This window comes from Micromonospora sp. CNZ286, assembly GCF_014207755.1.
The window spans coordinates 2387857-2413347 of sequence record NZ_JACHIZ010000001.1; the positions used below are offsets into that span (position 1 = coordinate 2387857).

At 74.5% G+C, this 25491-nt stretch carries 16 protein-coding genes; 4 read left to right on the top strand and 12 right to left on the bottom strand.

What is annotated here, in order from left to right; translation table 11 throughout:
• Positions 1 to 17 precede the first annotated feature (17 nt).
• The 4 genes from FHX31_RS10895 to FHX31_RS10910 all read left to right on the top strand — a co-directional run bounded on the left by FHX31_RS10895 (position 18) and on the right by FHX31_RS10910 (position 11845).
• The gene (locus FHX31_RS10895; protein ID WP_486481662.1) at positions 18 to 3116 is read left to right on the top strand and encodes an ATP-binding protein; all 3099 of its coding nucleotides are present in this window, start codon (positions 18 to 20) and stop codon (positions 3114 to 3116) included.
• Positions 3117 to 3248: 132 nt separating this feature from the next.
• Complete coding sequence (mhpA, locus tag FHX31_RS10900; RefSeq protein WP_486481663.1) at positions 3249 to 4973, top strand: bifunctional 3-(3-hydroxy-phenyl)propionate/3-hydroxycinnamic acid hydroxylase MhpA; 1725 nt, start codon at positions 3249 to 3251, stop codon at positions 4971 to 4973.
• 416 nt (positions 4974 to 5389) lie between these two features.
• On the top strand, positions 5390 to 9646 hold the full coding sequence (locus tag FHX31_RS10905; protein ID WP_184975948.1) for an FG-GAP-like repeat-containing protein: 4257 nt from the start codon (positions 5390 to 5392) through the stop codon (positions 9644 to 9646).
• Between the two features lie 165 nt (positions 9647 to 9811).
• The gene (locus FHX31_RS10910) at positions 9812 to 11845 is read left to right on the top strand and encodes a hypothetical protein (protein ID WP_184975951.1); all 2034 of its coding nucleotides are present in this window, start codon (positions 9812 to 9814) and stop codon (positions 11843 to 11845) included.
• A gap of 127 nt (positions 11846 to 11972) precedes the next feature.
• On the opposite strand, the gene FHX31_RS10915 is transcribed toward FHX31_RS10910, so the two are convergent.
• Genes FHX31_RS10915 through FHX31_RS10970 form a run of 12 tightly spaced genes read right to left on the bottom strand, consistent with a single transcriptional unit; the run spans position 11973 to position 24551 of the window.
• Positions 11973 to 13127: a pyridoxal-dependent decarboxylase, exosortase A system-associated gene (locus tag FHX31_RS10915; RefSeq protein ID WP_184975954.1), complete on the bottom strand. Its 1155-nt coding sequence runs from the start codon at positions 13125 to 13127 to the stop codon at positions 11973 to 11975.
• Positions 13127 to 14368, bottom strand: coding sequence for an ATP-grasp domain-containing protein (locus tag FHX31_RS10920; protein WP_091326875.1), 1242 nt, complete (start codon positions 14366 to 14368; stop codon positions 13127 to 13129). The genes FHX31_RS10915 and FHX31_RS10920 overlap by 1 nt, the downstream gene beginning before the upstream one ends.
• A 17-nt stretch (positions 14369 to 14385) precedes the next feature.
• Positions 14386 to 15312 (bottom strand): 3-oxoacyl-[acyl-carrier-protein] synthase III C-terminal domain-containing protein, encoded by a 927-nt coding sequence (locus FHX31_RS10925; RefSeq protein ID WP_013476321.1) that lies wholly within the window; start codon positions 15310 to 15312, stop codon positions 14386 to 14388.
• Positions 15299 to 16276, bottom strand: a complete 978-nt coding sequence (locus tag FHX31_RS10930; protein ID WP_013476322.1) for a transglutaminase domain-containing protein — start codon at positions 16274 to 16276, stop codon at positions 15299 to 15301. Before FHX31_RS10930 ends, FHX31_RS10925 begins: the two co-directional genes overlap by 14 nt.
• A complete protein-coding gene (locus FHX31_RS10935; protein WP_184975957.1) occupies positions 16273 to 17778 on the bottom strand; it encodes an AMP-binding protein in 1506 nt (501 codons plus the stop codon). Before FHX31_RS10935 ends, FHX31_RS10930 begins: the two co-directional genes overlap by 4 nt.
• The gene (locus FHX31_RS10940) at positions 17775 to 18716 is read right to left on the bottom strand and encodes a ketoacyl-ACP synthase III family protein (RefSeq protein ID WP_091326885.1); all 942 of its coding nucleotides are present in this window, start codon (positions 18714 to 18716) and stop codon (positions 17775 to 17777) included. The genes FHX31_RS10935 and FHX31_RS10940 overlap by 4 nt, the downstream gene beginning before the upstream one ends.
• Positions 18710 to 20248: a class I adenylate-forming enzyme family protein gene (locus tag FHX31_RS10945; protein ID WP_091326888.1), complete on the bottom strand. Its 1539-nt coding sequence runs from the start codon at positions 20246 to 20248 to the stop codon at positions 18710 to 18712. The genes FHX31_RS10940 and FHX31_RS10945 overlap by 7 nt, the downstream gene beginning before the upstream one ends.
• A 10-nt stretch (positions 20249 to 20258) precedes the next feature.
• Complete coding sequence (locus FHX31_RS10950) at positions 20259 to 21620, bottom strand: MATE family efflux transporter (RefSeq protein WP_047890705.1); 1362 nt, start codon at positions 21618 to 21620, stop codon at positions 20259 to 20261.
• Positions 21617 to 22708 (bottom strand): acyl-CoA dehydrogenase family protein, encoded by a 1092-nt coding sequence (locus FHX31_RS10955; RefSeq protein ID WP_071094435.1) that lies wholly within the window; start codon positions 22706 to 22708, stop codon positions 21617 to 21619. The genes FHX31_RS10950 and FHX31_RS10955 overlap by 4 nt, the downstream gene beginning before the upstream one ends.
• Positions 22696 to 23400, bottom strand: a complete 705-nt coding sequence (locus FHX31_RS10960; protein ID WP_184975959.1) for a hypothetical protein — start codon at positions 23398 to 23400, stop codon at positions 22696 to 22698. The genes FHX31_RS10955 and FHX31_RS10960 overlap by 13 nt, the downstream gene beginning before the upstream one ends.
• Positions 23397 to 24272: a hypothetical protein gene (locus FHX31_RS10965; protein ID WP_013476328.1), complete on the bottom strand. Its 876-nt coding sequence runs from the start codon at positions 24270 to 24272 to the stop codon at positions 23397 to 23399. Before FHX31_RS10965 ends, FHX31_RS10960 begins: the two co-directional genes overlap by 4 nt.
• Positions 24273 to 24275: 3 nt before the next feature.
• Positions 24276 to 24551, bottom strand: a complete 276-nt coding sequence (locus FHX31_RS10970; RefSeq protein ID WP_013476329.1) for an acyl carrier protein — start codon at positions 24549 to 24551, stop codon at positions 24276 to 24278.
• Between the last annotated feature and the right edge of the window lie 940 nt (positions 24552 to 25491).

The window sequence follows — 25491 nt, forward strand, 5'->3', positions numbered from 1 at the left end:
ATGGGGTCGTCGTCGAGGTGACTGTGCAGTTCCGGGTGCTGGGTCCGCCGGAGGTCGTCCGGCACGGGCGGGTGGTGCCCCTCGGCGGGCCGAAGCAGCAGGCGCTGCTGGCCCTGTTCCTGCTGCGGCCGAACCGGTTCGTCGCCGCCGACTGGCTGGTCGACGCGCTCTGGGACGCACGACCGCCGGCCAGCGCCCGGACGACGCTGCGCACGTACGTCGCCGGGCTGCGCCGGGCCGTGGAACCCCAACGGTCCCACCGCGAGCCGGCGCGCGTCCTGCGCAGCCACCCCGGGGGGTACGAACTGCGGGTCGACGCCGACGCGGTGGACGCGATCCGGTTCGCCGGCCTGGTGGACCGGGCTGCGGACGCGCTCGCGGCCGGGCAGGCGGCGGCCGCCGAGCGGACGTACACCGAGGCGCTGGCGTTGTGGCGCGGCGAGCCGCTGGCGGGCGTGGCCGACCTGACCGCGGTGCGTCCGGAGGCGGCCCGGCTGGCCGAGCTGCGGCTGAGCGCCGAGGAGGGGCGGCTGACAGCCGCCGTCGCCGCGGGCCGGCACGCGACGCTGCTGCCGGAACTGCGCCGGTTCGTCTCGGCGCACCCGCTGCGCGAGGGCGCCCGGGCGCAGCTGATGCTGGCCCTGTACCGCTCGGGGCGGCAGACCGAGGCGCTCGCCGTCTTCGACGAGGGCCGCCGGATCCTGGCCGGCGAGTACGGGATCGACCCCGGTGAGCAGACCCGCGCCGTGCACCGGCTGATCCTGGAGCAGGCCGTACCGCCGGACCGGAGCAGTCCCGCGGACACCGGCGGCCCGGCGACCGCCGGGGCGGTGCCGGAGCGGGACGGCGGACCGCTCGTGGGCCGGGACGCGGAGCTGGAGCGGCTGCGGGACACGCTGGACGCGGCCACCGGGCAGAGCGGGCGGGTGCTGACGCTGGTGGGGGAGGCCGGCATCGGCAAGACCAGCCTCGCCGCGGCACTCGGCGCCCGCGCCGCCGCGACCGGCGTCCCGGTGGTCTGGGGCCGCTGTCCGGACGTCGGGCAGGCGCCGCCGTTCTGGCTGTGGAGCCAGGTGGTACGCGCGCTGGTGGCGATGCCGCAGACCCGCGCCACCGGCTCGGCGAGCCGCCTGGACGGGTTCGCCGCCGGCGCGCCGAGCGGACCGGCCGACGGTCGCGGTCTCGACCCCACGGCCCGGTTCCAGGTGTACGAGGCGGTGTCGGAACTGGTGCACGCGGCGGCCCGGGAGCGCGGCCTGCTCGTCGTCCTCGACGACCTGCACGCCGCCGACCCGGACTCGCTGCTGTTGCTGCGGTTCCTCGCCACCGCCCTGCCCGCGTCCCGGGCACTGGTGGTCGCCACGCTGCGGCCGTACGGCGACGACCCGGCCCTGGTGGCGACAGTCGCCGAGCTGGCGCGCGGGGGCGGCTTCGGTCAGGTCCGGCTCGCCGGGCTGGACGCCGCGGCGGTCGCCGACCTGGTCCGGGACCGCACCGGCGTGGCGCCGCCGGAGCCGGTGGTGACCCGGCTCGTCACCCGGACCGGCGGGAACCCGTTCTTCCTCACCGAGCTGCTGCGGTCCCGGACCGATCCGGGCGCCGCAGCGGAGCTGCCGCCGAGCATCCGGGACACCGTGCGGCTGCGGCTCGCCGGACTGCCCGGCCCCGCCCGGCGCTGCCTCGACCTGCTCAGCGTGGCCGGGCACGACCTGGACCTGGCGGTGCTGGCGGCGGCACTGGACAGCACCGCCGAGACCGTCGCCGAGGACCTCGCCCCGGCCTATCCGGCCGCGCTGGTGGTCGAGACCGGACCGGGCGCGCTCGCGTTCCGCCACCCGCTGATCGCCGAGGTCACCTACGCCGAGCTGGTCCCGCCGCGCCGGGCCGCGCTGCACGCCCGGCTGGCCGCCGCGTACGAGCGGACGGCCGGCACCGCGCCGGCCGAGCTGGCCCACCACTACGGGGAGGCGGTCGGTCTGGGCCACGGCGAGGACCACCTGCGGTGGTCGCTGCGCGCCGCCGACGACGCCACCCGCCGGGTCGCCTACGAGGACGCGCTCGGCCACCTCGAACGCGCCGCGCTCCGGCTGGCCCCGGCCGCGCGGGTCTCGCCCGACGCGGCGGCCACCGAGCTGACCGTCCAGTTGCACCGCGCGTCCCTGCTCCAGATGACGGTGGGCGTCGGCAGCGACGCGGTCGACCGGGTCTGCGCCCGCGCCCGAGAGCTGCTGACGCTCGTCGGGCCGGACGCCGACATCCGCCACGCGCTCTGGGCGCTCGGCGAACTCGCCGCCAACCGGGCCGAGTTCGCGATCTGCGCCGACCTCGCCGGGCGGCTCGTACGGGCGCCCGACGACGGCAGCGGGCTGACCGCCGTCGCAGGTGAGTACCTGCTGGGCGCGGTCGCCTACTTCACCGGCCGGCAGGCCGAGAGCGAGCGGCGGCTCACCGCCGGGATCGAGCGGCTGGGTACCGTCGACCGGGCGCTGCTGCGCCGCGAGGTGGGCCGGCGTCCGGTGCTGGCCTGCCACAACTTCCGGGCGCTCGTGCGCTCGATGCGCGGCGACCCGGCCGGCGCGCGGGCGGACATCGCCGCCGCCGAGGCCCTCGCCGAGGACCTCGACGACCCGTACGGCCGGGCCAACGCGGCGCTCTACGCCGCCTGGCTGGCGATGCAGGAGCACGACGTCGCCGCGGCCGACGCGGCGGGGCGACGGTGCCGGGACATCGGCCGCGCCACCGGCCTGCCGCACATGACCGCGACCGGCGCGTACTTCCTGGAGTGGGCCGCCGCGCGCGGCGGCGACCACGGCCGGCTCGACGCGATGCGCGCCGCCGCCGAGGAGTTCTACCGTCCCGGACTGCGGTCCACCCGGACCATCACGCTCTGCGCGATGGCCGAGGCGTACCTGACCGGCGGCCGTCCGGACACCGCGGCGACACTGGCCGAGGAGGCGCTGGCAGTGGCGGACCGGGTGGGCGAGCGCGTCTTCGTCGCGGAGTTGCACCGGATCCGCGGCGCGGCCCGGCGCGACCGCGCGGAGTGGGACCTCGGCGCGCGGATCGCCGCCGAACAGGGCGCCGGGCTGCTGCTGCCCCGGTTCGCCGTCTTCTGACCGGCGTGGAGTCCCGCCTCCATGCCGCCTCCACACACTTTCCACAGCCGTTCCACGCCCGGCTGGTGCCCTGGTCGGTGTCGGGTAGGACGGCCGGAGCCGTCCGGGACCATGTTCCGAAGGGGCACCACCATGGGATCAGCTCAGCCGCCGGCTCACCAGGAGGTCCAGGAGGTCGAGGTCGCCGTCGTCGGCTGCGGGCCGGTTGGTGCGCTCACCGCCAACCTGCTCGGTGCCCGCGGGGTCACCACGCTGGTCGTGGAGCGCAGCGCCACGCCGCACGGTCAGCCGCGGGCCTTCTCCTGTGACGACGAGGCGCTGCGCATCTACCAGCAGGCCGGGCTGCTCGACGAGGTACGCGACGAGACGATCGCGCCGCCGCTGGTCGAGTACGTCAACGGCGCGGGCCGGGTCTTCGCCCGGATGAAGCTGTCCGAGACGGACTTCGGGTACGGGCACGCGCCGCTGCGCTTCTTCGACCAGCCGCGACTGGAACGGACGCTGCGCGCCGGGCTGGACCGCTTCCCGCACGTCCGGCTCGCGCTCGGCACCGAGCTGGTCGGCCTGACCCAGGACGAGGACGGCGTGACGGTGCTCCTGTCCGACGTGGTCACCGGGCAGCGGCGGGCGGTCCGCGCCCGGTACGTGCTCGGCTGCGACGGCGCCCGCAGCGCCACCCGCGCCGCCGTCCGGATCCCGCTGTCCGGGGCGAGCTACGCCGAGCCGTGGCTCGCGGTCTCCGGCGACGTGCCGCCCGACGCCGTGCGGGTGGCCGACACCACGTTCGTGTGCGACTGGCGGCGCCCGGCGTTCGTCTCTCCCGGCGCGGCCGGCAGCTACCGGATGGAGTTCATGCTGCGCCCTGGCGAGACCGAGGACGAGGTGCAGCGGCCCGAGACCGTCGCCGCGCTCGTCTCGCCGTACGTCGACCCGGACCGGTTCGCCGTCACCCGGGCGGTCGTCTACACCTTCCACCACCTCGTCGCGCAGCGGTGGCGGGAGGGACGGGTGTTCCTGCTCGGCGACGCGGCCCACCAGATGCCCCCGTTCATGGGCCAGGGCCTGTGCAGCGGCCTGCGCGACGCGGCGAACCTGTCGTGGAAGCTGTCGCTGGTGCTGTCCGGCGCCGCCGATCCCGCGGTGCTCGACACGTACGAGACCGAGCGGCGCCCGCACACGGTGGAGATGGCACAGACGAGCGTCCGGCTGGGACGCGTCTTCCTGGCCCGCAACCGGATCTCCGCCTGGCTGCGTGACACCGCGCTGCGGGCGGTCCAGACGGTTCCCCGGGTACGGCGGTTCGTGGAGCGCTTCGAGTTCAAGCCGGTGCCGGCGTACCGGCGGGGCCTGATGACCGGCGGGCGGCGGGACGGCGTGGTCGGGACCATGTTCCCCCAGCCGCGGGTCCTCATCCCGGGTGCGCCCGGCGAGCGCCTGCTCGACGAGGCGCTCGGCGACGGCTTCGTCGTGCTGGGTCGCACCGGTGTGGACGACCCGCCCGGCGCGTGGTGGCAGGGGTTGCCGGTGCGGTTCGTCGCGGTCCACCCGTCCGGCACGCCGCTCGCCGGCCTGCCGGACCCGCTCGCCGGCCTGCCGGAGTCGTCCGCGGACGGCCGTCCGGACCGGATCGACGTCGTGGACGCCGACGGGGTGCTCGGCGGGTGGCTGCGGCGGCACGGCGCCGACCTGGTGGTGCTGCGGCCGGACCGGTTCGTGTTCGCGCTGGCGACGGCCGATGGGATCGAGCAGGCCGCACGGGACCTGTCGGCCGCCCTCGGCGCGCCGCCGGACGGCGGCCGGAACCGGGCGGCCGGCCCGGGACTCGCGACGGCACCGGCAGTGCCCTCGTCGTCGTGACCGCCCTCGTCGGCAGCCGGGCCGATCTCCCACGCCCGCCGTCGCGGCGTGCCGACGTGCGGCCCCGGCCGTGGCGGTCCGCCGGCCGGCGGTGCCGAGCCGGCTCGGCGTCCACCGCCGCGCGCAATCGTCTTCCCGACTCGGCCGCCCGATGTGGCCGGACGGGCAGGGGGTTGTCTTGCGCGCGGGCAGAAAGATCCGGCACGCCGTTGCGCCGCCCTGGACCGCCGACCCTGTAGCCGGACGTCCCCCGGGGACGAGACTCGTACCGGACCGGCGGTGCCCCGCGTGCGGCACCCGGCCCGAGCCGGCCGTCTCCCGGTCGACCCGATCGAGACTTCCCACTCTCCTACGACGATCGTGCGCCGCCGTCCGGCCTCGCGCCGGACGGTCGTGCGCGCGGAAAGGTGGCAGTGATGCGTTCACGAAGATCAGGCCGGTGGACCGGCGCGGTGGCGGCCGCTCTGGCGGTGGTCCTGCTGGGGCCCGGGGCGACAGTGCCGGGCGCCGCGGCACCGGTCCGGGTCGCCGGCCCGCCGGGAGCGGGCCTCGTCGCCGGCTGCGAGACGTTCGGGTTCACGGCCATGCCGGCGGTCGCCGGTGTGGCCTCTCCCCGTGACGTCGAGGCGGTCGACACCAACCAGAACGGCTTCGACGACCTGCTCGTCGCCTCGGCGAGCGGTGACGGCGACGTGCACCAGCTCATCGCCGTCGGTAACGGGACGTTCCGAACGTCGGTGGGGCCCGGCGCCCCGCCGGAGGTCTATCCGGCGCCGGGCACGCCGCGCGCCGTCACCGTCGGCTACTTCAACCGGGACGCCAAACCGGACTACGCCGTCGCGACTACCGACGGGGTGGGTGTCTGGTTCGGCGCCGCCGGTGGAGACCCGGGCTTCGGGCCGGGAGGGCGCGTGCTGGCCGGCCGCAGCGTGGCGGACGTCGCGGTGGCCGACTTCGACCGTGATCTGCTGCCCGACCTGGCGGCCCTCGACCCGGAGGACCGGACCGACCGGGACGACGACCGGGTGCGGGTGTTCCGCAACCTCAACGGCGGCAGCTTCGACCAGAGGTTCCTCCTCGGTGACCAGCCGACGTACGTCCAGCCGGACTTCCTCGCCGCCGGCGACCTGACCGGCAACGGCGTGCCCGATCTCCTGGTCAGCAGCCGCACACAGGGCACGGTGTCGCTGATCCGCGACGGCGCTAACAGCCCCGCGCCCCGGGTGGAAGGGATCGGCGAGGCGTGGAAGCCCGCGATCGCCGACTTCGACCTCGACGGGCGGCTCGACGCGGCCGTCGCGATCCTCGGCGAGGACCGCATCCGGTTGTGGAGCGACTACCGCGATCCACCGTCCGGCGGCTTCCCGCCGGCGCCCCGGGAGTTGCCGTCGCTGGACCTGGGGCCGCTGACCCCGGGGCGGGAGGGTCCGCACGACGTGGACGTCGCCGACGTCAACCGGGACGGCCGTCCGGACCTGGTGGTGGTCGGCTACGCCAGCCGGGCGGTCTACGTCTTCCCGGGCCGTGGCGACGGCACGTTCGGCACCCCGGCCGTCCTCGCGGCGGGCAGCCGGCCGGTGCAGGCGGCCGTGGGGCGGTTCGACAACAACCAGTCCCTCGACGTGGCCGTCCTGGACGAGGTCGACAACACCCTGCGCGTCTACCTGAACACCTGCACCGCGCCCGGACCGAACCTGACCGCCGGCGGGCTGGAGGTCACCCAGGTCATCCAGGACCTGGGCAACTCCGTCGACCTGGTCGCCGACCGCCGCACCGTCGTCCGGGCGTACGTCGGCACCGACGCGCAGACGCCCGCGGTGACCGCGGCCCTGCACGGGTTCCGGGCCGACGGCACGTCGCTCGGCCCGCCGCTCGCCCCGGCGAACCCGGGTCGCCTGCTGGTGCCCGACCGGACGGTGCGACGCGGACAACTGGGCGGCGGTTTCCTGTTCGAGCTGCCCACCCAGTGGACGAGCGAGGGCCAGGTCAGGCTGCGGGTCGAGATCAACCCGGACCGCCGGGTCACCGAGCCCGACCACCTGGACAACGTGACCGAGCGCACGGTGCGCTTCCAGACGTCCCAACCGGTACGCGTCAAGCTGATCCGGTTCGGCTACCAGCGCGACGGACAGACAGTGCTGCCTCCCGAGTCCGACCTGGACCGGGCCGAGTCGCTGCTGCGGCGCACGCTGCCGACGAGCCGGCTGGAGGTCACCCGCGCCGACTACCGCGACGACCACCCGTTCTTCTGGATCGGTGACGACAGCTTCTTCCTCGACGCGCAGGACGCGCGTTCGGTGCTCGACCGCTACCGGCAGGCGACGGCGGGGACGCGGGAGCCCGGCGTCTACCACCTGGTCATGGTGAACCGGGACCGGATGGGCGGCATCGCCGAGAACATCCCCGGATGGGTGGCGGTCGGCGGAGCGCACAACCCCACGACCATCCTGCACGAGCTGGGGCACCTGCTCGGCGCCGGGCACGTGGAGTGCACGGACAACCCCGGCGACGAGACCGGGCCCCGGTCCTACCCGTACCCGCGCGGCACCATCGGCGGGCCGGACCCGGCGAATCCCGGCTTCGCCGGCTACGACATCGGTGACGCCTCGGTCGGCGCTCCGCGCCGGATCGTCTGGGCGCCGGACACCAGCCCGCCGGTCGCCGACCTGATGAGCTACTGCCGCAACACCTGGGTCTCCGACGACCTGTGGCGGCTGTGGCGCAACCGCATCCAGAACCCGCCCGCCCAGCAGGGCGCGACGGGTGACCTGCTGGCGCTGTCCGGCGCCGTCGGCGACGGCACCGCCACCCTCACCGGGCAGCGCCTGACCCGCACCACCCAGCGTCCGGCCACCACGCCCGGCCCGTACGTGCTGCGGCTGCTCGACGCCGCCGGGGCGACGCTCGCCGAGCATCCGTTCACCCCGGCGGCCACCGAGCACGCCGCGACTCGTCCCTTCCACGAGGTCGTCGACTTCGCCCCCGGCACCCGCCGGGTGACGCTCGTGGACACCCGCGCCGGGCGGGACCTCGCCACCCTCCCGGTGTCGGCGAACCCGCCCGTCGTGGCGCTGGCGGGCGAGGCGCCGCCCGCGTCGGTGCCGGCCACCGGGCCGGTCACTGTGGGCTGGAGCGCCGGCGACGCCGACGGCGGTCCGGTCACCGCGAGCGTCCTGTACAGCCCGGACGGCGCCGACGACTGGCGGGTGCTGGCCACCGGGCTAACCGGGACGTCGTACACGCTGGACGCCGCGCAGCTCGCGGGCACCGGCGGCGCGGCCACCGGCCGGCTGCGGGTGCGGGTCACCGACGGTGTGCACACCGCCGACGCGACGAGCGGTCCGCTCACCGTCGCCGGCAAGAACCCGGCGGTACGGATCACCGCTCCGATGGGCGGCACGTTCTTCGCCACCGGGCAGACGGTCACGCTCGCCGCGTCCGTCACCGACCCGGAACAGGGCGACCTGGACGGGGCGGCGGTGCGCTGGACCTCCGACCGTGACGGTGACCTCGGCACCGGCGCCGCCCGTACGCCGGGGCAGCTCAGCGAGGGACGGCACGTCCTCACGGTCACCGCCACCGACGCCGACGGCCTGCGGGCCACCGCGCGTGCCGAGGTGACTGTGGGCCGGGTCCTGCCGGCCGGTGGCCCGCCCACAGCCGACGCCGGGCCGGACCGGACCGCCGTCGAGGGCGACACCGTCACCCTCGACGCGACCCGGACCACCGACCCGGACGGCGACCCGGTGACCCTGTCCTGGACGGTGCTCGCCCAGCCGGAGGGTGGCGGCCTCGGCGGCGGCCTGCGGCTGGAGGGTCCGGCCCGCACGCCGTCGTTCCGCGCCGACCGGGCCGGCACGTACCGGCTGGAACTCACCGCCACCGACGCCCGCCACGGCACCGCCACCGACACGGTGACAGTCACCGTGGCGAACCGGCCGATCGAGGTGAGCCCGATCGCACTGGACGAGGAACTGCGGGTGGCCGGTCCGGTCACCGTGCGGGCCACGTTCACCGACCCGGGCGTGCCGGACACCCACCGCTGCGCGGTCGACTGGGACGGCGGGGGTCCGGCCCCGGCCACGCCCGGTGTGGTCAGCGAGGACCGCAACGAGGGCGGCTGCGTCGCCACCGGCGATCTCCGGCCCGGCGTGCACGTCGCGCGCCTCACGGTGACCGGCGACGACGGCGGAACCGGGCAGCAGACGGTACGGATCGTGGTCTACGACCCGTCGGACGTGACGGTAGCCGGCGCCGGCGCGATCGTCTCACCGGCGGGCGCGCTCAGCGCCGACGTGGCCGCCACCGGGCCGGGGGAGTTCGCCTTCGTCGCGGGCCTGGTGAAGGGTTCACCCACGCCGTTCGGCGCGACCACCTTCCGGCTGCCGGGACGCGAGTTCACGTTCGCCGGTACGACACACGAGCGTCTGACCGTCGCCGGGCCGGTGGGCCGGTACCAGGGTGAGGGCACCGTGAACGGCCGGCCGGGGTACGCGTACCAGCTCACTGTCGCCGACGCCCCGGACGGACGTGACGTGGACCGGTTCCGGATCAGGATCTGGGAGAGCGACGGAGGGCGCGTCGTCTACGACAGCGGCCGGGGCGCACCGGACGATCTCGACCCGGCGCACCTGCAACCGCTGAACCAGGGCCGCGTCGTGGTCGTCGGCTAGCCCGGCGCCCCTCCCGCCGTCCGCCACCGGGAAGAGGCGGACGGCGGGAGGCCGCGCCCGTCACACCACGTAGTGCTTCGCGACCCTGTCGATGCGTGGACCCTTGCCGAGATCCGGTCACGGGCGTAGGAAGAACACCACCGTCCGCTGTCGAAGGAGACACGCGTGCCCACCCCCAGACGGCTCCGTCTCGCCGTGTCCGCGTTGGTGACCGCATCGGCCGTGCTGCTCGGTTCCGGCGCCGCCGCGGCGCCGTCCGCGCCTCCCGCACCGGCCGGGCAGCGGTCCTGCGACCCGATCGACCCGGCGGCCTGCCTGCTGCCGTTCCCCAACGACTACTTCACCGTCCCGGACCGCAGCACCCCGACCGGCAAGCGGGTCCGGTTCGCGGCCTCCGCGATGCCCGCCAACGTGCTCGGCGTGCCGATCGACCCGGCGGAGTGGAACCGGCAGGACGGGTTCAGCCCCGGCTCGCCGATCCTGGCGCGCGTACCCGGCCTCGACGCCGCGCGGACGCGGATCGCGCCGGTCACCGACGTGGGCCGCTCGCTGGCGCCGGACGCGCCGATCGTGCTGCTCGACGCCCGCACCGGCAGGCGTACGCCCTACTGGGCGGAACTGGACGCGCACGCCGCCGGCGACCCGGACCGGCAGGCGCTGATCATCCGGCCGGCGGTCGCGCTGACCGAGGGCACGAGGTACGTCGTCGGCCTGCGCGGCATGCGCGACGGCGACGGCGCGCTGATCCCGGCGCCGAAGGCGTTCCGCGCGTACGTGACCGGCGCCGGCCTTGACCGGCGTGACCCGCGCGCGCCGCAGATGAGGCGGATCCTCGCCGACCTGAGCCGGGCCGGTGTCAAGCGGCACAGCCTCTACCTGGCCTGGGACTTCACAGTGGCCAGCCGGCAGGGCCTCACCGGGCGGATGCTCGCGGTCCGGGACGGCGCGTTCGCCGCGCTCGGCCGCCGCGCGCCCTCGTTCACAGTCACCCAGGTCACCGACTACACGCCGGAGCAGGATCCGCTGATCGCCCGGCAGGTGACCGGCACCGTCGCCGTACCGTCCTACCTGACCGGTGACGGCGGACCGGGCTCCCGGCTGCACTACGGGCCGCCCGGCGGCGACGGCACCTCGCCGGCGCCGGACGCGCTGCCCACACCGTCCGGCACGACGGTGGCGGCCGACTTCGTCTGCAACATCCCGCGCAGCGCGTCCGCCGCGAAGCCGGCCCACCTCTCGCTCTACGGCCACGGCCTGCTCGGCCGGCCGACCGAGGTCAACGCCGGCAACGTCAAGACCATGTCGCAGACGTACGACTTCACCTTCTGCGCCACGAGCTGGATCGGCATGGCCGCCGCCGACGTCCCGTACGTGGCGGGCGCCTTCACCGACCTCAGCGCCTTCCCCGCGGTGGCCGACCGGCTCCAGCAGAGCTTCCTGAACTTCCTGTTCCTGGGCCGGACGATGATCCACCGCAGCGGGTTCGCCGCCCACCCGGCGTTCCGCGACGCCGCCGGGCGGCCGCTGATCGACGTGGCCGGCGGGCTGCACTACGACGGCAACAGCCAGGGCGGCATCAACGGCGGCGCGCTCACCGCCGTCGCCCAGGACTGGACCCGCTCGGTGCTCGGCGTGCCCGCGATGAACTACTCCACGCTGCTGCAACGCAGCGTCGACTTCGCCCCGTTCCAGTCCGTGATGGACGGCTACTACCCGGATCGCATCGACCAGCAGCTCATCTTCGGTCTGCTCCAGATGCTGTGGGACCGGTCCGAGGCCAACGGGTACGCCCAGCACATGACCGACCGGCCGCTGCCGCGTACCCCGGCGCACCGGGTGCTGATGCACGTGGCCTTCGCCGACCAGCAGGTCTCGACCGCCGCGGCGGAGGTCCAGGCGCGCACCATCGGCGCCCGCCTGCACACTCCGGCGCTGGCCGACGGCTGGTCACCGGACGTGCGGCCGTTCTGGGGCATCGCGCCGATCCGCAGGTACCCGTACGCCGGCTCGGCGATGGTGGTCTGGAACAGCGGCGCCGCGTACGCGCCGCCGCCGACGAACCTCGCACCCGCCGGACCGGAGTACGGCGAGGACTCGCACGAGTTCCCGCGCGCCCAGCCCGGCGCCCAGCGGCAGAAGGCGGTGTTCCTGCTCACCGGCAAGGTGATCGACGTCTGCGCGGGCGGACCCTGCCCGTGAGCTGCGTCCGGCCGGTCTGAACACGCCTACCCATAGCCCGGCCTCCCGCGGCAGCCGGCACACCAATGTCCTAGGACGCTCTGGCGGGTGTGCCGGCCGTCGCGGTGCGGCGCAGCGCCGTGCCCACTCATAGCAGCACCTCGACCGGCGCCGGATGGCCGAGGAAGTGCACCGGGCTGGCGGTCGGCCCGTACGCCCCGGACTGGTGCACCACCACCAGGTCGCCGACCTCGCACCGGGGCAGCTCCACCCGCCGGCCGAGCGTGTCCAGCGGCGTGCAGAGCGGTCCGACCACTGTGACCGTCTCCCGCTCGTCGGCCGGCTTCGCGGTCACGGCGGACACCGGGTAGTTGCGGCGTACCACCTGGCCGAAGTTGCCGGAGGCGGCGAGGTGGTGGTGCATGCCGCCGTCGACCACCAGGAACGTCTCGCCGCGCGAGTGCTTGCGCTCGACCACCCGGCTGACGAAGACACCCGCCTCGCCGACCAGGTACCGCCCCAGCTCCAGCACGACAGCGGTGTCCGGGTGGCTGCGGCGCCACCGCTCCACCTCCACGGCCAGGTGCCGGCCGTACGCGGCCAGGTCCAGCGCCTCGTCGCGGGGGAAGTACGGGATGCCGAGCCCGCCGCCGATGTTGACGTGCGCGAGGTCCAGCCGGTGCTCGCGTACCAGCCGGTCGGCCAGCTCGAACGTCTGGCTGACCCCCGTGGTCAGCGCGTCCAGGCGCAGGTTCTGCGACCCGGCGAAGATGTGCAGCCCGCACAGTCCGCGCCGGCCCGGCCCGCGCAGCACCTCGCCGACCGCCTCGGCGTCGATGCCGAACTGGGTCGCGCCGCCGCCCATCGTCATCCCGGAACCGGAGAGCTGGAAGTCCGGGTTGACCCGCAGCGCGAACCGGACGGACCGCCCGACCGCCGTCTCGATCCGGCGCAGCCGGGCCAGCTCGTCGCCGGACTCGACGTTGACCACCACGCCGGCGGCGATCGCGGCGGCCAGCTCCGGGTCGCGCTTGCCCGGCCCGGCGAAACTGATCTGCTCCCGGTCGACGGCGGTGCCGAGCGCGGTCAGCAGCTCACCGTGGCTGGCCACGTCGAGTCCGTCGACGAGCGGCGCGAGGCGCTGCACAAGCGCCGGCATCGGGTTGGCCTTGATCGCGTAGTGCAGCAGCACACCGTCGGGCAGGGCTGCCCGCAGCTCGGCGACCCGGTGGCGGACGGCGGCGAAGTCGTACAGGTAGAAGGGCGTGCGGCCGGCGATGTCGGCGGCGAGGTTCAGGTCCATCAGGGCTCCACGCGGTAGAGGGTGAGGTCACGCAGCAGGTCCATGTCGTGGCCGAAGGCGGCCCGGTCGGCGCCGTAGACCATGAACACGGCGGAGGGCGGCTCGACGATGTGCGCGCTGGCGCGCGCGACGGTCTCGCCGACCGACACGTGCACCTGCACGGTGTGCTCGCTGCGCAGCGCGGGCAGGTCGACGGCGCTGACCCGGCCGGCGTGACGAGGGGTGATCACCCAGGCCCCCAGCTCGCCGGTCGGCCGGGCCCGCACGTCGTACGGCTCGCCGGCCCGCAGCAGGTAGTGCGCGAGGTCGATGTCGACGCCGTGGGTGCGCAGGTAGACGGCGCGCATCTCGCCGCCCGGCGGCCGGGCCGCGACCTCCAGGAAGACCAGCTCGCCGTCGGGCGTCCCGAACACCTCCATGTGTACGCCGCCGTCCGGTGGCCGCAGCGCGGCGAGCGCCCGGTGGCCGAACCCGGACACCCGCACGGCCGTCGGGTCGTCGGCGGGCAGCGTCCACACGCCGAGCGACCGTCCGGCGGCGAACTCCATGCAGGGGTTGAGGTTGGCGCACACGTTGCTCCACACCACCCGGCCGTCCTGCACCAGCGCGTCGAAGTTGTAGAGCGTGCCGGAGACGAACTCGTCCACCTCGTAGCTGTTGCGGTCCTTCGGCGAGGACGCCCAGCTCGCCCACGCGCGCAACGCCGCCGGCCCGTCCAGCCGCCGCACGTCCATGCTGGCGTACCTGTCGACCGGCTTGACGACCATCGGGAAGCCGATCTCCGCGGCGATCCGCTCGCAGTAGCCGCGCGGGTCGGCGGCGTGCCGGTCGCGGTCGAAGCGCAGGTGCCGCGGCAGCCGCAGCCCGCTGCCGGCGAGCGCGGCCTTGCTGGCCATCTTGTCCACGAACGGCAGCAGGCGCGCGGCCGGCCAGCCGGCCGTGCCGAGGTGCTCGGCGAGTCGCGCGCAGATCAGCTCGCAGGACTCGTCGTTGGTGAGGAACCGGAGCTGCTCCGGCCGGGGGCGGGGCAGCTCCCGGTCCAGCAACGCCACCAGGTCGGTCGTCTCCATGTCGTCGGGCACGACGATCCGGGCGTACGCGGCGCGCTGCTCGTCGGTGAGCCGGCGCGCGTAGTGCGGGCTGGAGACCAGCCAGAGTTCCGCGTCCGCGAGCCGGCCCAGGTCGGCCAGGCCGGATCGGATCACGTTGTCGTTGATGAGGATGACGTACAGCTTCTTCACGCGACTCTCCTCGCGGGTCAGTGTTCGAGCAGGACGGCGCCGAACGTGCCGCCGACCCCGACGGACGCCATCAGGGCCAGGTCACCCGGGCGCAGCCGGGGCCGGACGGTGTCCAGGTTCAGGAAGATGTCGGCGCCGAAGCAGTGGCCGTACCGGGGCACGTTGTCGAGCACGATCCGATCGGCCGGTACGCCGATCACGCCGGCCGCCGCCCGCCACACGTTGACGTTGACGTTGTGCGGCAACAGGACTGTCAGCTCGTCGGGACGGCGTCCGGCCCGCCGCAGCGTCCGGTCGACCACGTCGCCGAGATGCTCCTGGAAGCGGCGTTCGTACTCCTGGCGGCTCGGCGCGCCGGGCTCGGTGTAGATGCCGCCGGCGTACTGGCCGTGCGTGGCGACCGCGTGGGCGAGCACCCGGTCGCGGGGCCCGTTCCGGCGCAGCAGCACCGCGCACGCCACGTCCCCGGCGATGCCGGTGTCCAGCACCCGCAGATCCGGGCTGTCGGCGGTCTCGCCGATCAGCAGGACGCCGACGGCGTCGCCGGGCCGCCCCGCGAGCAGCCGGTCCATCAGGTCCAGCGCGCTGATGCTGGAGACGCACTTGTTGGACTGGGTGCCGAAGCACAGCGCGTCGCCGCCGAGCTGCCGGGCGACCAGCCGGGGCAGGCCGGCGCCCACCGGTCCGATGTACGGGCCGGTGTGCGCGTGCACCACCACCGCCACGCGGTCCGGTGTCACGCGCGCCTCGTCGAGCAGCCGCCGGACGGCGTCCAGCAGCATCGGGAACTCCTGCCCGGCGGCGGCCACCGGGATCCGGTCGTAGCCGTAGAGCCGGCCGTACACCCGGGCGCGGGCCGAGGTGAGGCCGAGCAGCGCGTGGTCGTCGGTGACCGACAGCCGTCGTTCCGGTTCCACGCGTACCACCGCGTCAATCGCGATCATCGGGTGTCCTCCGGGCGGGCGGCGCGGCGACGACGCGGCGGCCGTTGACCGGGCTGCACGACAGCACCCGGGCCGGCACCCGGACCAGGCGGGTGGCCCGGTAACGGCGCAGCAGCTCGCGCCACTGCTCCGGATCGCGGTCGTCGAGCGCGGCGAGCCGGCCGAGCTTGCGGTACTGGAGGAACCCGCGTGGGCGGGACTGCGGGCGGGCCCGGCGGATGTAGCCCCAGGCGTCCCACATCAGCGGTTCCCAGCCGGCGAGGGCGGCCAGGTCGTACAGGAACAGGTTGCGGGCCTGCCAGCGGCCGGCGTCGGCGTTCAGCATCAGGCCGCTGAGGCGCAGCGCCGCACGCTCGCCCTCCTGGGCCCGGCGCCAGGCGCGGGCGCCGGTGAGGAACACCGACTCCGGAACGTCGTCCCGGTAGTGGTCGGGCAGTTGGAAGGTGTCCCGGGCGGTCCGGTACATCCGGCCGTCGGCGTACCGCCACCGGCCCTCGCCGGCCGACCAGTACTCGACCACCACGTGGTCGTGCATCGGCCGGTAGGGCACGTACAGGTGGTGGGCGGTGCCGTACCGCAGCCGGGCCGGCACCCCCTGCTCCCGCAGCACGGCGCAGAGCAGCAGGCTCGCGTCCCGGCAGACGCCCAGCCAGCGGCGGTGCAGCGGCCGGGCCCGGGTCAGCGGCGCCGGGTCGAGGGCGAGCACCCGGTCGAGCATCCGCCGGGTGGTGCGCAGGTCGATCTCGGCGAGCCGGTCCGGTCCGGGCTTCCAGCCGGCCGCGGGCGGGTCCAGCTCGTAGTGGGCGAAGAGGCCGCCGATGACCTCCACGAGGGCCGGCACGTCGGCCGGCAGCCGGCGCAGCGCCTCGGCGTGCGGTCCGGGTTCGGTCATCGGGGTGTGCCGGCGGTAGGTGGCGAGCATCCGGTCCAGCCCGGCGGCCGGTGTCCGCACGGCGGCGGTCACGATTCCTCCTCGAGCCGGCGCCGCAGCTGCGGGTAGTCCACCTTGAGGCTGCGGTTCTGCGGCAGCGGACCGACGTGGATGCGGCTCGGCCACAGGTGTTCGGGCAGTTCCCGGCTGATCCGGCGGCGCATCTCGGGCACCGGCGTCGCGGTGTCCGCGACGAACGCGACGAGCCCCTGGACGAGGCCGCCCGGCGCCATCGGCCAGCCGACCACCGCCACGGCCTCGGTGCCGAGCACCTGCCGCAGCAGGGTCTCCACCTCGAGCCGTTCCACCCGGTGCCCGCGGACCTGCATCTGGTCGTCGCGGCGGCCCTTGAACACCAGCCCCCAGCGCGGGTCGTGGGCGACCAGGTCGCCGGTGCGGTACCAGCGTCCGGGCGCGTCCGGCAGCTCGACGAACCGGGCCGCGGTCTGCTCCGGGTCGCCGTGGTAGCCCGGGACGAGCTGGCTGCCACGCAGCAGCAACTCGCCGGTCTGCCCGGCGGCCACCCCGGCCAGGTCGGCGCCGACGACGCGGACCTCCTGCCGGGGGTACGGCCATCCGATCGGCACGACGTCCGGCAGGTCCTGGTCCGGCCGCCAGCCGAAGGAGGTCACCGCGATCGTGCACTCGGTCGGCCCGTACACGTTGAACAGTTCCCCGTCCGGGTTGGCGGCGTGCCACGCCTGCGCGAGCCGCCGGGGCAGCGGTTCCCCGCAGAACAGCGTCCGGCGCAGGCTGGGCAGCGCGCCGGGCCGGAGCAGGCCGAGGTCGAGCAGGCTGACCCCGGTGGTGGGCACGGACAGCCAGAACGTCAGCGCGTGCTCCCGTACCAGCGCGGGGAGCTTGTAGACGGCCTGGTCGGGCAGCGCGTACACGGCCGCGCCGACGGTCCACGGCAGCGCGATGTCGTGCACCGACAGGTCGAACGTGAAGTTGTTGACCTGGGCGAACCGGTCCTCGCAGGTCGGGCCGAACAGCTCGATCGCGCCGTCCAGGTACGCGGTGAGGTTGTCCAGTGTGACCAGGACGGCCTTGGGCACCCCGGTGCTGCCGGAGGTGAACATCAGGTACGCGCCGCCCTGCGGCCGCCGGGGCTCGCCCTCCCACCGCGGCCCGGGGCCGTGGTCGAGCACCGGCGCCGGCGGCGCCATCATCGTCCGCAGCCGGTCGTCCTGGTCCGGGTCACCGCTGTCCAGGACCGCGACCACCTGTCCGTCGAGCCGTTTGAGCACCTTCTCGCAGTAGGCGGGCGGCGACGTGGGGCACATCGGCACGAACGCCTTGCCGGCCAGCAGGCTCGCCAGGATCGCCACGTACCGGGTCAGGTTCCGGCCGCAGTACACCAGGCAGAACGGCTCGTCCCGCTCGTCGAGCCGGCCGGCCAGGGTGTCGGCGCGGGCGAACAGCTCCCGGTACGTGTACGCGCGGTCGTCGACCCAGAGCGCCGTACGCTCCGGGTGCCGCCGGGCGGCGGCCAGCAGCCGGTCGCGCAGCTCGGCGCGGTATCCGATGGTCATGTGTGACTCCCGTACTCGAGCACCACGGCGGCGAAGACCGCGCCGAGCCCGACCGTGGCGAGCATCAGCCGGTCACCGGGCCGCAGCAGGCCCGCGCGGTCGGCGGCGGCGAGATTGAGGAAGATGTCGGCGCCGAAGCAGTGCGCCGTGTGCGGCACCTGGTCCAGGTAGACCGACTCGAACGGAATGCCGGCGCGCGCCGCGACCTGCTTCCAGGAGAACGTGTTGACGTTGTGCGGCAGCACCATGCGGATGTCCGGCCAGGTCAGCCCGGCGTCGTCGAGCGCGCGGCCCATCACGTCGGCGAGCCGCGCCGGGTACTCGGCCTCGAACTCGGCGTTGGCCGCCTCGTCCTGCCACTGGCAGGCGGCGTGCCGGCCGTACGTGTCGATCCGGGCGGCCAGGACGCGGTGACCGGCGTCGCGGCGGCTGAACAGGCAGGCGACCCCGGCGTCGCCGGTGACCGAGCTGTTCGGGATCACCTGCATGATCGGGGTGAACGCGACGTCGGCTGTCACCACGATCGCCACGTCGGTGGCCGAACCCCGGGCCAGCAGCCGGTCGACCACCCGCATGGCGGACACCGTCGACGCGCAGTTGTTGGTGGTCATGCCGAACGACTGCGCCCGGTCCAGCCCGAGCCGGCGGCAGATCCGGGCCAGGCCGGCGCGGCCCACCACGTCCTGGTGGGTGCCGGTGTGGGCGTGCACCAGCCAGCGGACCCGGCCGGAGTCCACACCCGACTCCTTGAGCAGGTTCGCCACCGTCTCCTCGACCAGGGCGGCGGTGTCGCCGGACCACACCGGTACCCGGTCGAGGCCGTAGATCCGGTGGAACACGGCCAGCTCGGCGCGCGGCATGTCGTACCGGCCGGCGAGGGCGAAGAGGCTGGGCCGGTCGTCCGGCACGACGGCCTGCACGGCGGTCAGGTTCAGCACGGCGCACCGGCCGGTGCCAGGGCCGCAGTGGGCACCGGGTACCGGCGCAGCAGCTCGGGCTTGTCCACCTTGCCGTTGCTGTTGCGCGGCAGCGTGGCGAGCACCTCGTACCGGGTGGGCCGCTGCCAGGTCTCCAGGCCGGACCGGCAGGCCGCACGCAGCGCGGACGCGTCGACGGCGGCCGGGTCGGCGGCGACGAAGGCGGCGATGTCGTGGTCGCCGTCGTCGAGGGCGGTGCAGACCACGCTCGCCTCGGCGACGCCCGGCGCGGACCGCAGGACCTCCTCGACGTCGCGGGGGATCAGTTTGCGTCCCCGGACCTTGATCACCTCGTCGATCCGGCCCTTGAAGAAGAAGTGACCGTCCTCGTCGAGGTAGCCGTAGTCGCCGGTGTAGAGGCAGCGGCCGCCGCGTACCGGGTGCTCACGGATCTTGCGGGCGGTCTCGTCCGGCAGTCCCCAGTAGCCCTGCATCACCGTGCCGCCGCGCACCACGAGCTGCCCCACCTGGTACGGCGGGCAGGGCCGGTCCTGCTCGTCGACCACCAGGATCTGGGTGTTCGGGATGGCCTGCCCGACGCTGCCCGGCTTGGCGTCGAGCAGCTCCGGCGGAAGGTAGGTGCAGCGCTTGCACTCGGTGACGCCGTACATCGAGTAGATGTCCGCGCCGGGGAACAGCCGGCGGATCGCGGCGATGTGCCGGGGCAGCAGCGCGGCGCCGGTGTTGGTCAGGCAGCGGACGCTGCTCACGTCCGGCATGCCGAATCGGCTGAACTGCTCGACCAGCTCGAACAGCACCGGCACGCCGGGCACGACTGTGCAGCGGTAGCGGGCGATGTCCTTGACGACCTGCAACGGCAGGCTCATGTCCCGCTCCAGGACCAGCGTCGCGCCCTGCGAGAACGCCATGATCATCTGGTAGAGCCCGTAGTCGAAGGCGAGCGGCAGAGCGCAGAGGAACACGTCCTCCGGGCCGTTGCGCAGGTACTCGTTGAGCGAGTCCAGCGCGGTCAGCATGTTCGCGTGGCTGAGCATCACGCCCTTGGCGTCGCCGGTGGAGCCGGACGTGTAGACCAGCGCGGCCAGATCCTCGCTGATCACGTCGACGGGTGCCGGCGTACCGGCGAAGAGGGTGTCCTCGGCGCCGACCGGCAGCACCGCCCGGACCGACGCCGGCAGGCCCAGGCCGTTCAGGGAGCGCGCCATCGGCTCCAGCGCGAGCAGGACGGTGGCGGCGCAGTCGGCCAGCACGTGGCGTACCCGCTCGGGCCGCTGCTCGTGGCCGACCACCACGGCCACCGCGCCGGCGGCCAGCGCCGCCCAGAAGGCGGTCACCGTCTCGACCCGGTTCCCGGCGCAGATCACCACCCGGTCGCCGGGGCGCACGCCGTCGGCCTGGAGGCGGCCGGCCAGGCCGGCCACGCGTGCCGCCAGATCGCGGTAGGTCAGCCGGTGCGGTCCCGCGATCAGGGCGAGCTTGTCGGGATGGCTGTCCACTGTGGCGGTGAGGACGTCGTACAGGGTTCGGTGCATCGTGTTTCCTTCAGCTCGTGGGGATGGCGCTGACCCGCCCACCGAGGCGGCGGGCGCGGAGCAGCTCGTGGACGACGAAGCCGACGGCCGGCAGGTGGGCCACGGCCAGCGCGAGGTAGACGTGGGACACCGGATGCCCGGCGCGGGCCAGCCCGGCGGCCAGGGCGAGCTGGACGACTGTGAGCGTGGCGTTCACGACCAGCGCCCGGACCCCGTTCCCGGTCTCCTCCAGGAAGATCGACAGGGTGAGCAGCGGACCGGCGACCAGATAGGCCGGCGCCAGGTAGCCGAGGTAGTCGGCGGCGGCCCGGGCCACCGCCGGATCGCCGGTGAGCAGCCCGGTCCCGGGACCGCGGAGCAGCCAGACCAGGGCGGCCACGACCGCGAACACCGCCGCCGACAGCCCGACCGCGGCGACGACCGACGGTCCGACCCGCCCGCCCCGGCGCTGCGCGGCGAGCCGGTTGACGGTGATGCCGGCGCCCACACCGAGTGCGATGGCCGGCAGCAGCACGAGGTTCTGCACCCGGTACGCCACGCCGTACCCGGCCACTGTCAGCGGGGAGTAGCCGGCGAGGATCCGGGTCAGCACCAGCCCGCTGCCGAACAGCAGCAGGTAGCCCAGGCTCACCGGCACGCTGATCCGGCAGACCTCCCGCCAAGACCGGCGGACCGGTGCGCGCAGCCCGATCCGGGCCCAGGGCCGCACCCCGCAGCGGGCCAGGCGGCGGGACGCCCAGACCGCTGTGGCGGTCGCGGTGGTGGCGGTGGCCGCCGGCAGGGCGAACACGCCGAGCCAGCCGACGAGCGCGGCGGTGAGCACCACCCCGGAGCCGAGGCTCACCAGCGTGCCGACGGTCACCGCGCGTACCTGCCGCAGCCCGTAGAGGCTCGACATCAGCGCCACGCTCACCGCCAGCACCGCGCCGGTGAGCGTGTTGAGCTGGACGAACGCGTACACCAGGGTGCGCGAACCGGCGGGCACCGCGTACAGGTCGAGGAAGAGCGGGTGCGCCACCAGGAACAGCAGCGCCACGCCGAGGTTGACCGCCACGCCGAGCACGAGCACGGTCCGCTGCCGCCGCGCGTACGTGTCGAGGTCGCCGCTGCCCGACGCCTGGGCGGCGAACGCCACCGACGCGACACGCAGACTCTCGTTCACCGAGTTCTGCAGCAGGATCATCGGCAGCACCAGCGCCAGCGGGTACAGGTAGGCCGGATCGTGCCGGCCGATCACGGCGGTGTTCAGCAGCGGCGCCACCAGGCTCGCCAGCGACGCGAGCAGCACCGGCAGCGCGATCGCCAGCACCGGCCCGAGCACCGGCGGCGCGGCGCTGTCCCCGGCCGGGCGCGACTGGTCGACGGCTGTCATACCGGCACCTCCCGGCGCAGATAGCCGGCGTGCACGTTGGCGAGCTGGATGGGCGTGGTGCCCTCCATGAACTCGTACGCGACCACGTCGGTCAGGGACCGGGCGAGCCACGGGTGGTCGACGAGCGCCGCCACCGGCAGCTCCCGGGCGAGGACCGCGGCCACCTCCTCGGCCGCCGCTGTGGCCCGCTGCTTCGCCAGCGACACCAGCGCGCCGCGCAGCGGCTCCTCGTCGACCTCGCGGGCGGCGGCGGCGTTCAGCTCGCGCGACCGCTCCAGCATCTGGTCGAACCGGTCCAGCTCCGGGCGGGCGGCGCCGACGTGGTCCCGGACGTAGTCGACGAGGGCCTGGGCGTGGCCGAGCGCCATCGCCGCCACCCCGGGCCGGAAGCGGTGGAACGTCTTGAGCATGCCCATCATGCCGCGCTCGGTGGCCTTCAGGTGGCTGCCGAGCACCGCCTCCGGCGGCACCCGCAGTCCGTCGACGCGCAGCTCGGACAGTTGCGCGCCGGGCAGGGCGAACATCGGGAGCACGCGTCGTCGTACCGCGGCGGACTCGATCAGCTCCGGCGTCATCAGCACCGCCACCAGGTCCAGCGGACCGTCGCCGGTGCGCGCGAGGACGGTGCCGACGGGCGCCACAGCCCCGTTGCCGAACAGCAGCTTCTCGCCGGTCAGTCGGCCGTCGCGCAGTGTGGTGTCCAGGTGGGCGGCGTCGGAGCCGCGTCCGGGCTCGGTGACCGCGAAGAACGTGCGGCACCGGGTGGTGGACACCAGCTCCCGGAACCAGGCCCGCTGCCGCGGTGTGCCCAGCGCGTCCAGCAGCACACCGGACAGCGACGGGCCCGGGGTGGTGAGCAGGAAACTCGCGCTGCCGTAGCTGAGCGCCTCGAACATCGCGGCCCGCCGGCGGGTGTCCGCCGCGAACTCGGCCTCGATCTTCTGCGCGACCGCCGGGTGGTCGAGGTGCCGCAGCACCAGGTCGGGATCGTCCGGCACGGCTGGCGAGTTCTCGCGGTACCAGGTGGCCGCGGCCAGCCACTCCGGCCCGTAACGGGCGGCGAAGCGGTCGGGATTCAGTCGGAACACGGGGCACCGTCCAGGTAGATCCGGTTGGCGTAGAGCAGGGCGGTGCGCATCTGCGCCATCTGCCCGGCGAGGACGGACCGGCCGCCGGCCATCCGGATCAGGTCGTGGGCCAGCCCGTCGACCTCCCGGACCCACCAGGCCCGGCCCGCCGGTTCGGCGAGCGCGGCGGCCGCGTCGGCCTGGCGCAGGGCGGCGGCCCGGGCCACCAGCCCGGCCATCTGGTGGGCCACCACCGGGTGGGCACTGAGCCGCTGACCGGCCGAACGCCGGCCGGCGAGGAACCGCCGGCACCAGCGGACCGCCTCGCCGAGCGCATCCCGCTCGGCGTCGGCGAGGGCCTGCCGGAACAGCCGCAGGGCCGGTGCGTCGGCCGGTCCGCCGGCCGCCCGGTACCGCAGCACCACCAGGCCCGCGCGGGTCAGCAGCTCATGGGGTACGACGGTGAGCCGTTCCGCCCCGAGGACGGCGCCCGTGGTGAGGTCGAACGCCTCCACCGGCGCCGCGTCGCGGTCGGCGAGCACCAGCCCGGCGTACCCGGCGGCCTGGCCGGATCCGGCCGGCAGCGCGCCGGTCTCGCGGGCCCGGGCAGCGGCGGCGCCGACTGTGAACCGGACCGCGACCGGGTCGGCGGCCGGCTCCCCGGCGGTGGCCGGCCCGGCGGGCCGGGTGGGCAGTCGCAGCACGTTCGTCACGGCGTCACCGCCCGGGTCAGCACCACGGCGGCGGACAAACTCTCCACGTCCTCCTCGACGTAGGCGACGTAACCGCCGGCCGGGGTGGTGGACTCGGCGCCGAGCCAGCGGAACAGCCCGGTGCAGGTGCGCTCCGGCGGCAGGAACTCGACCCGGCACGGCCAGGAGTCCGGCCCGTACGCGTAGGCCCACCGCCGGTAGAGGAACGTGGCCCGGTTGACCCGCACGGTCAGCTCCGCCGGGTCCACGTCGTACTCCGCGCACCAGCGCGCGACCAGGCGGGACAGGTCCCCGTCGTCGCCCAGCACCGCCGGCTCGCCGAGCGCCGTGACGGTCAGGATCTCCGTTCCGGCCGGGCGGCGGCCGATCCGCACCGCCCCGGCGGTGGACCGGCTCGGGCCGGGGAAGTGGGCGCCCACCGGGGCCGGGACTGTGGTCTGCTCGACGCTGAGCAGCAGGCCGTCGTGGTCCGCCGGACCGGCCCGCAGGAAGTCGCAGAGCACCAGCAACGCGAGCGCCGGGGAGATGCTGCCCTGGTCGACCAGGTCGAACGAGGTGCAGTCGAGGCGGTGCCGGTGGTGCAGGTACGGGCCGAACGCGGACACGTCCGGGTCGAACTCCGGCGTCCAGTAGCTGGTGACGAGCACACCGAGGTCGCGGAAGAGACCGGGTCCGGTGCGGTCGGCCAGCGCGTCGGCCAGGTCGACGAAGGTGTACTGGTCGCCCCGGGTGAGTGTGGCCTCGTCGAGGACCACGCCGGCCATCCGGTGCAGGTCCGCCTGGTACTCGACGAAGCGCGGCCGGGGTGGGTGCCGGTCGTCACGGGTGGGCAGCACCGCGTGGTGCGCCGCCTGTACGTAGAGGCCGGTCATCGGTCAGGCGATCTTCGCGGTGCTCAGCTGCGTCCGGACGTACTCGTAGATGCTGCCGATGGTCTGGAAGTGCTCGGCCTCCAGCGTCGTCGCGTCCACGAAGAACCCGTCGACCGCGTCCTCCAGCGCCATGAGGAACGTCAACGACGTCATCGAGTCGATCCCGAGGTCCTCGCGGAGCTGGGTGTCGAGATCCATGTCGAGGACGGCGTCGTCGTGCGTCACGTCGGCGAGCACGCGCTTGACGGTGTCGATGAGCTCGGATTCCTGGATGGGCACGGAAATGCTCCTTCGTTCGGGTCGGAGGCGGCCGGAACCGGCCCGCGAGCGGGCTGGGAATCGCCCGGGTGGGCGCACGGTTGTCCGCCGGCGATGGTGATCGGTGCGGAAAGGATTTCGGGGATCGCGATAAGCCGCCGGAAAGTGTCCTCCGGTTGCGGTCGGCGGAAGGAACTTTGCCGAACCGCGATCGGGGGTGTCAATGCTTTTCCGACTCGGCGGGTGACGGCAGTACGACTGAGCGTGTCAGTCGGAAATGCGGCACCGCGGCGATTCGTGCGGACGCGGCCGGCTCGCCTTTCCGGTGTTCCCGGCCGACCCGGTCCGGATCGGCGATGTCGGACCTGGCCGTCCGTACCCGGATCCGCGCTATCTGTCCACCTTGCCGGGTCGGACCGGGCCGGAGGCGCCGCTCACCCGGGCCGGACGGGTGGTCGCGGGATGTCTCCGCCCGGCCGGCGCGTGCTCGTGGCGATTACTCCATGAGGGCGTGTGGCGCTACCCGGTAGCCGACAGTCGTTTCCCGCAGTGATGCCGTGTGACGCAACTCGCCAACCGTCCTTCCGGCGGCTGTCCGGCGGCTGTCACTCCGCTTGCGGATGAGTTCTCGGCGAATCGCCGGCATCGAAAGGATGATTCGGAGTGGTCTCTTCGGTCCGGCTGTCGGAAACCGAATTGACCGCCTTCCGATCACGCGTCATCACGCGTTTACGAGAATGTGTCGCGGTGGGAATTCCACAACGGCGCGGCACCCGAGGCGGCCGCCTCTCGCCGGCGTTCGCCGAAGCGGGTCGCGGTGATGCCGCGTCCGGACCCTCCGGCGGCCCTTCGTGCATCGGAGATCCGCGATGCTAGCCTGCCCGTCTGGTAAGGACAGTCTTCTCGACCGGGTTCAAGAGTGGATCGATGACGGATGGTTCGGACGCCCGGCGTTCGCGGC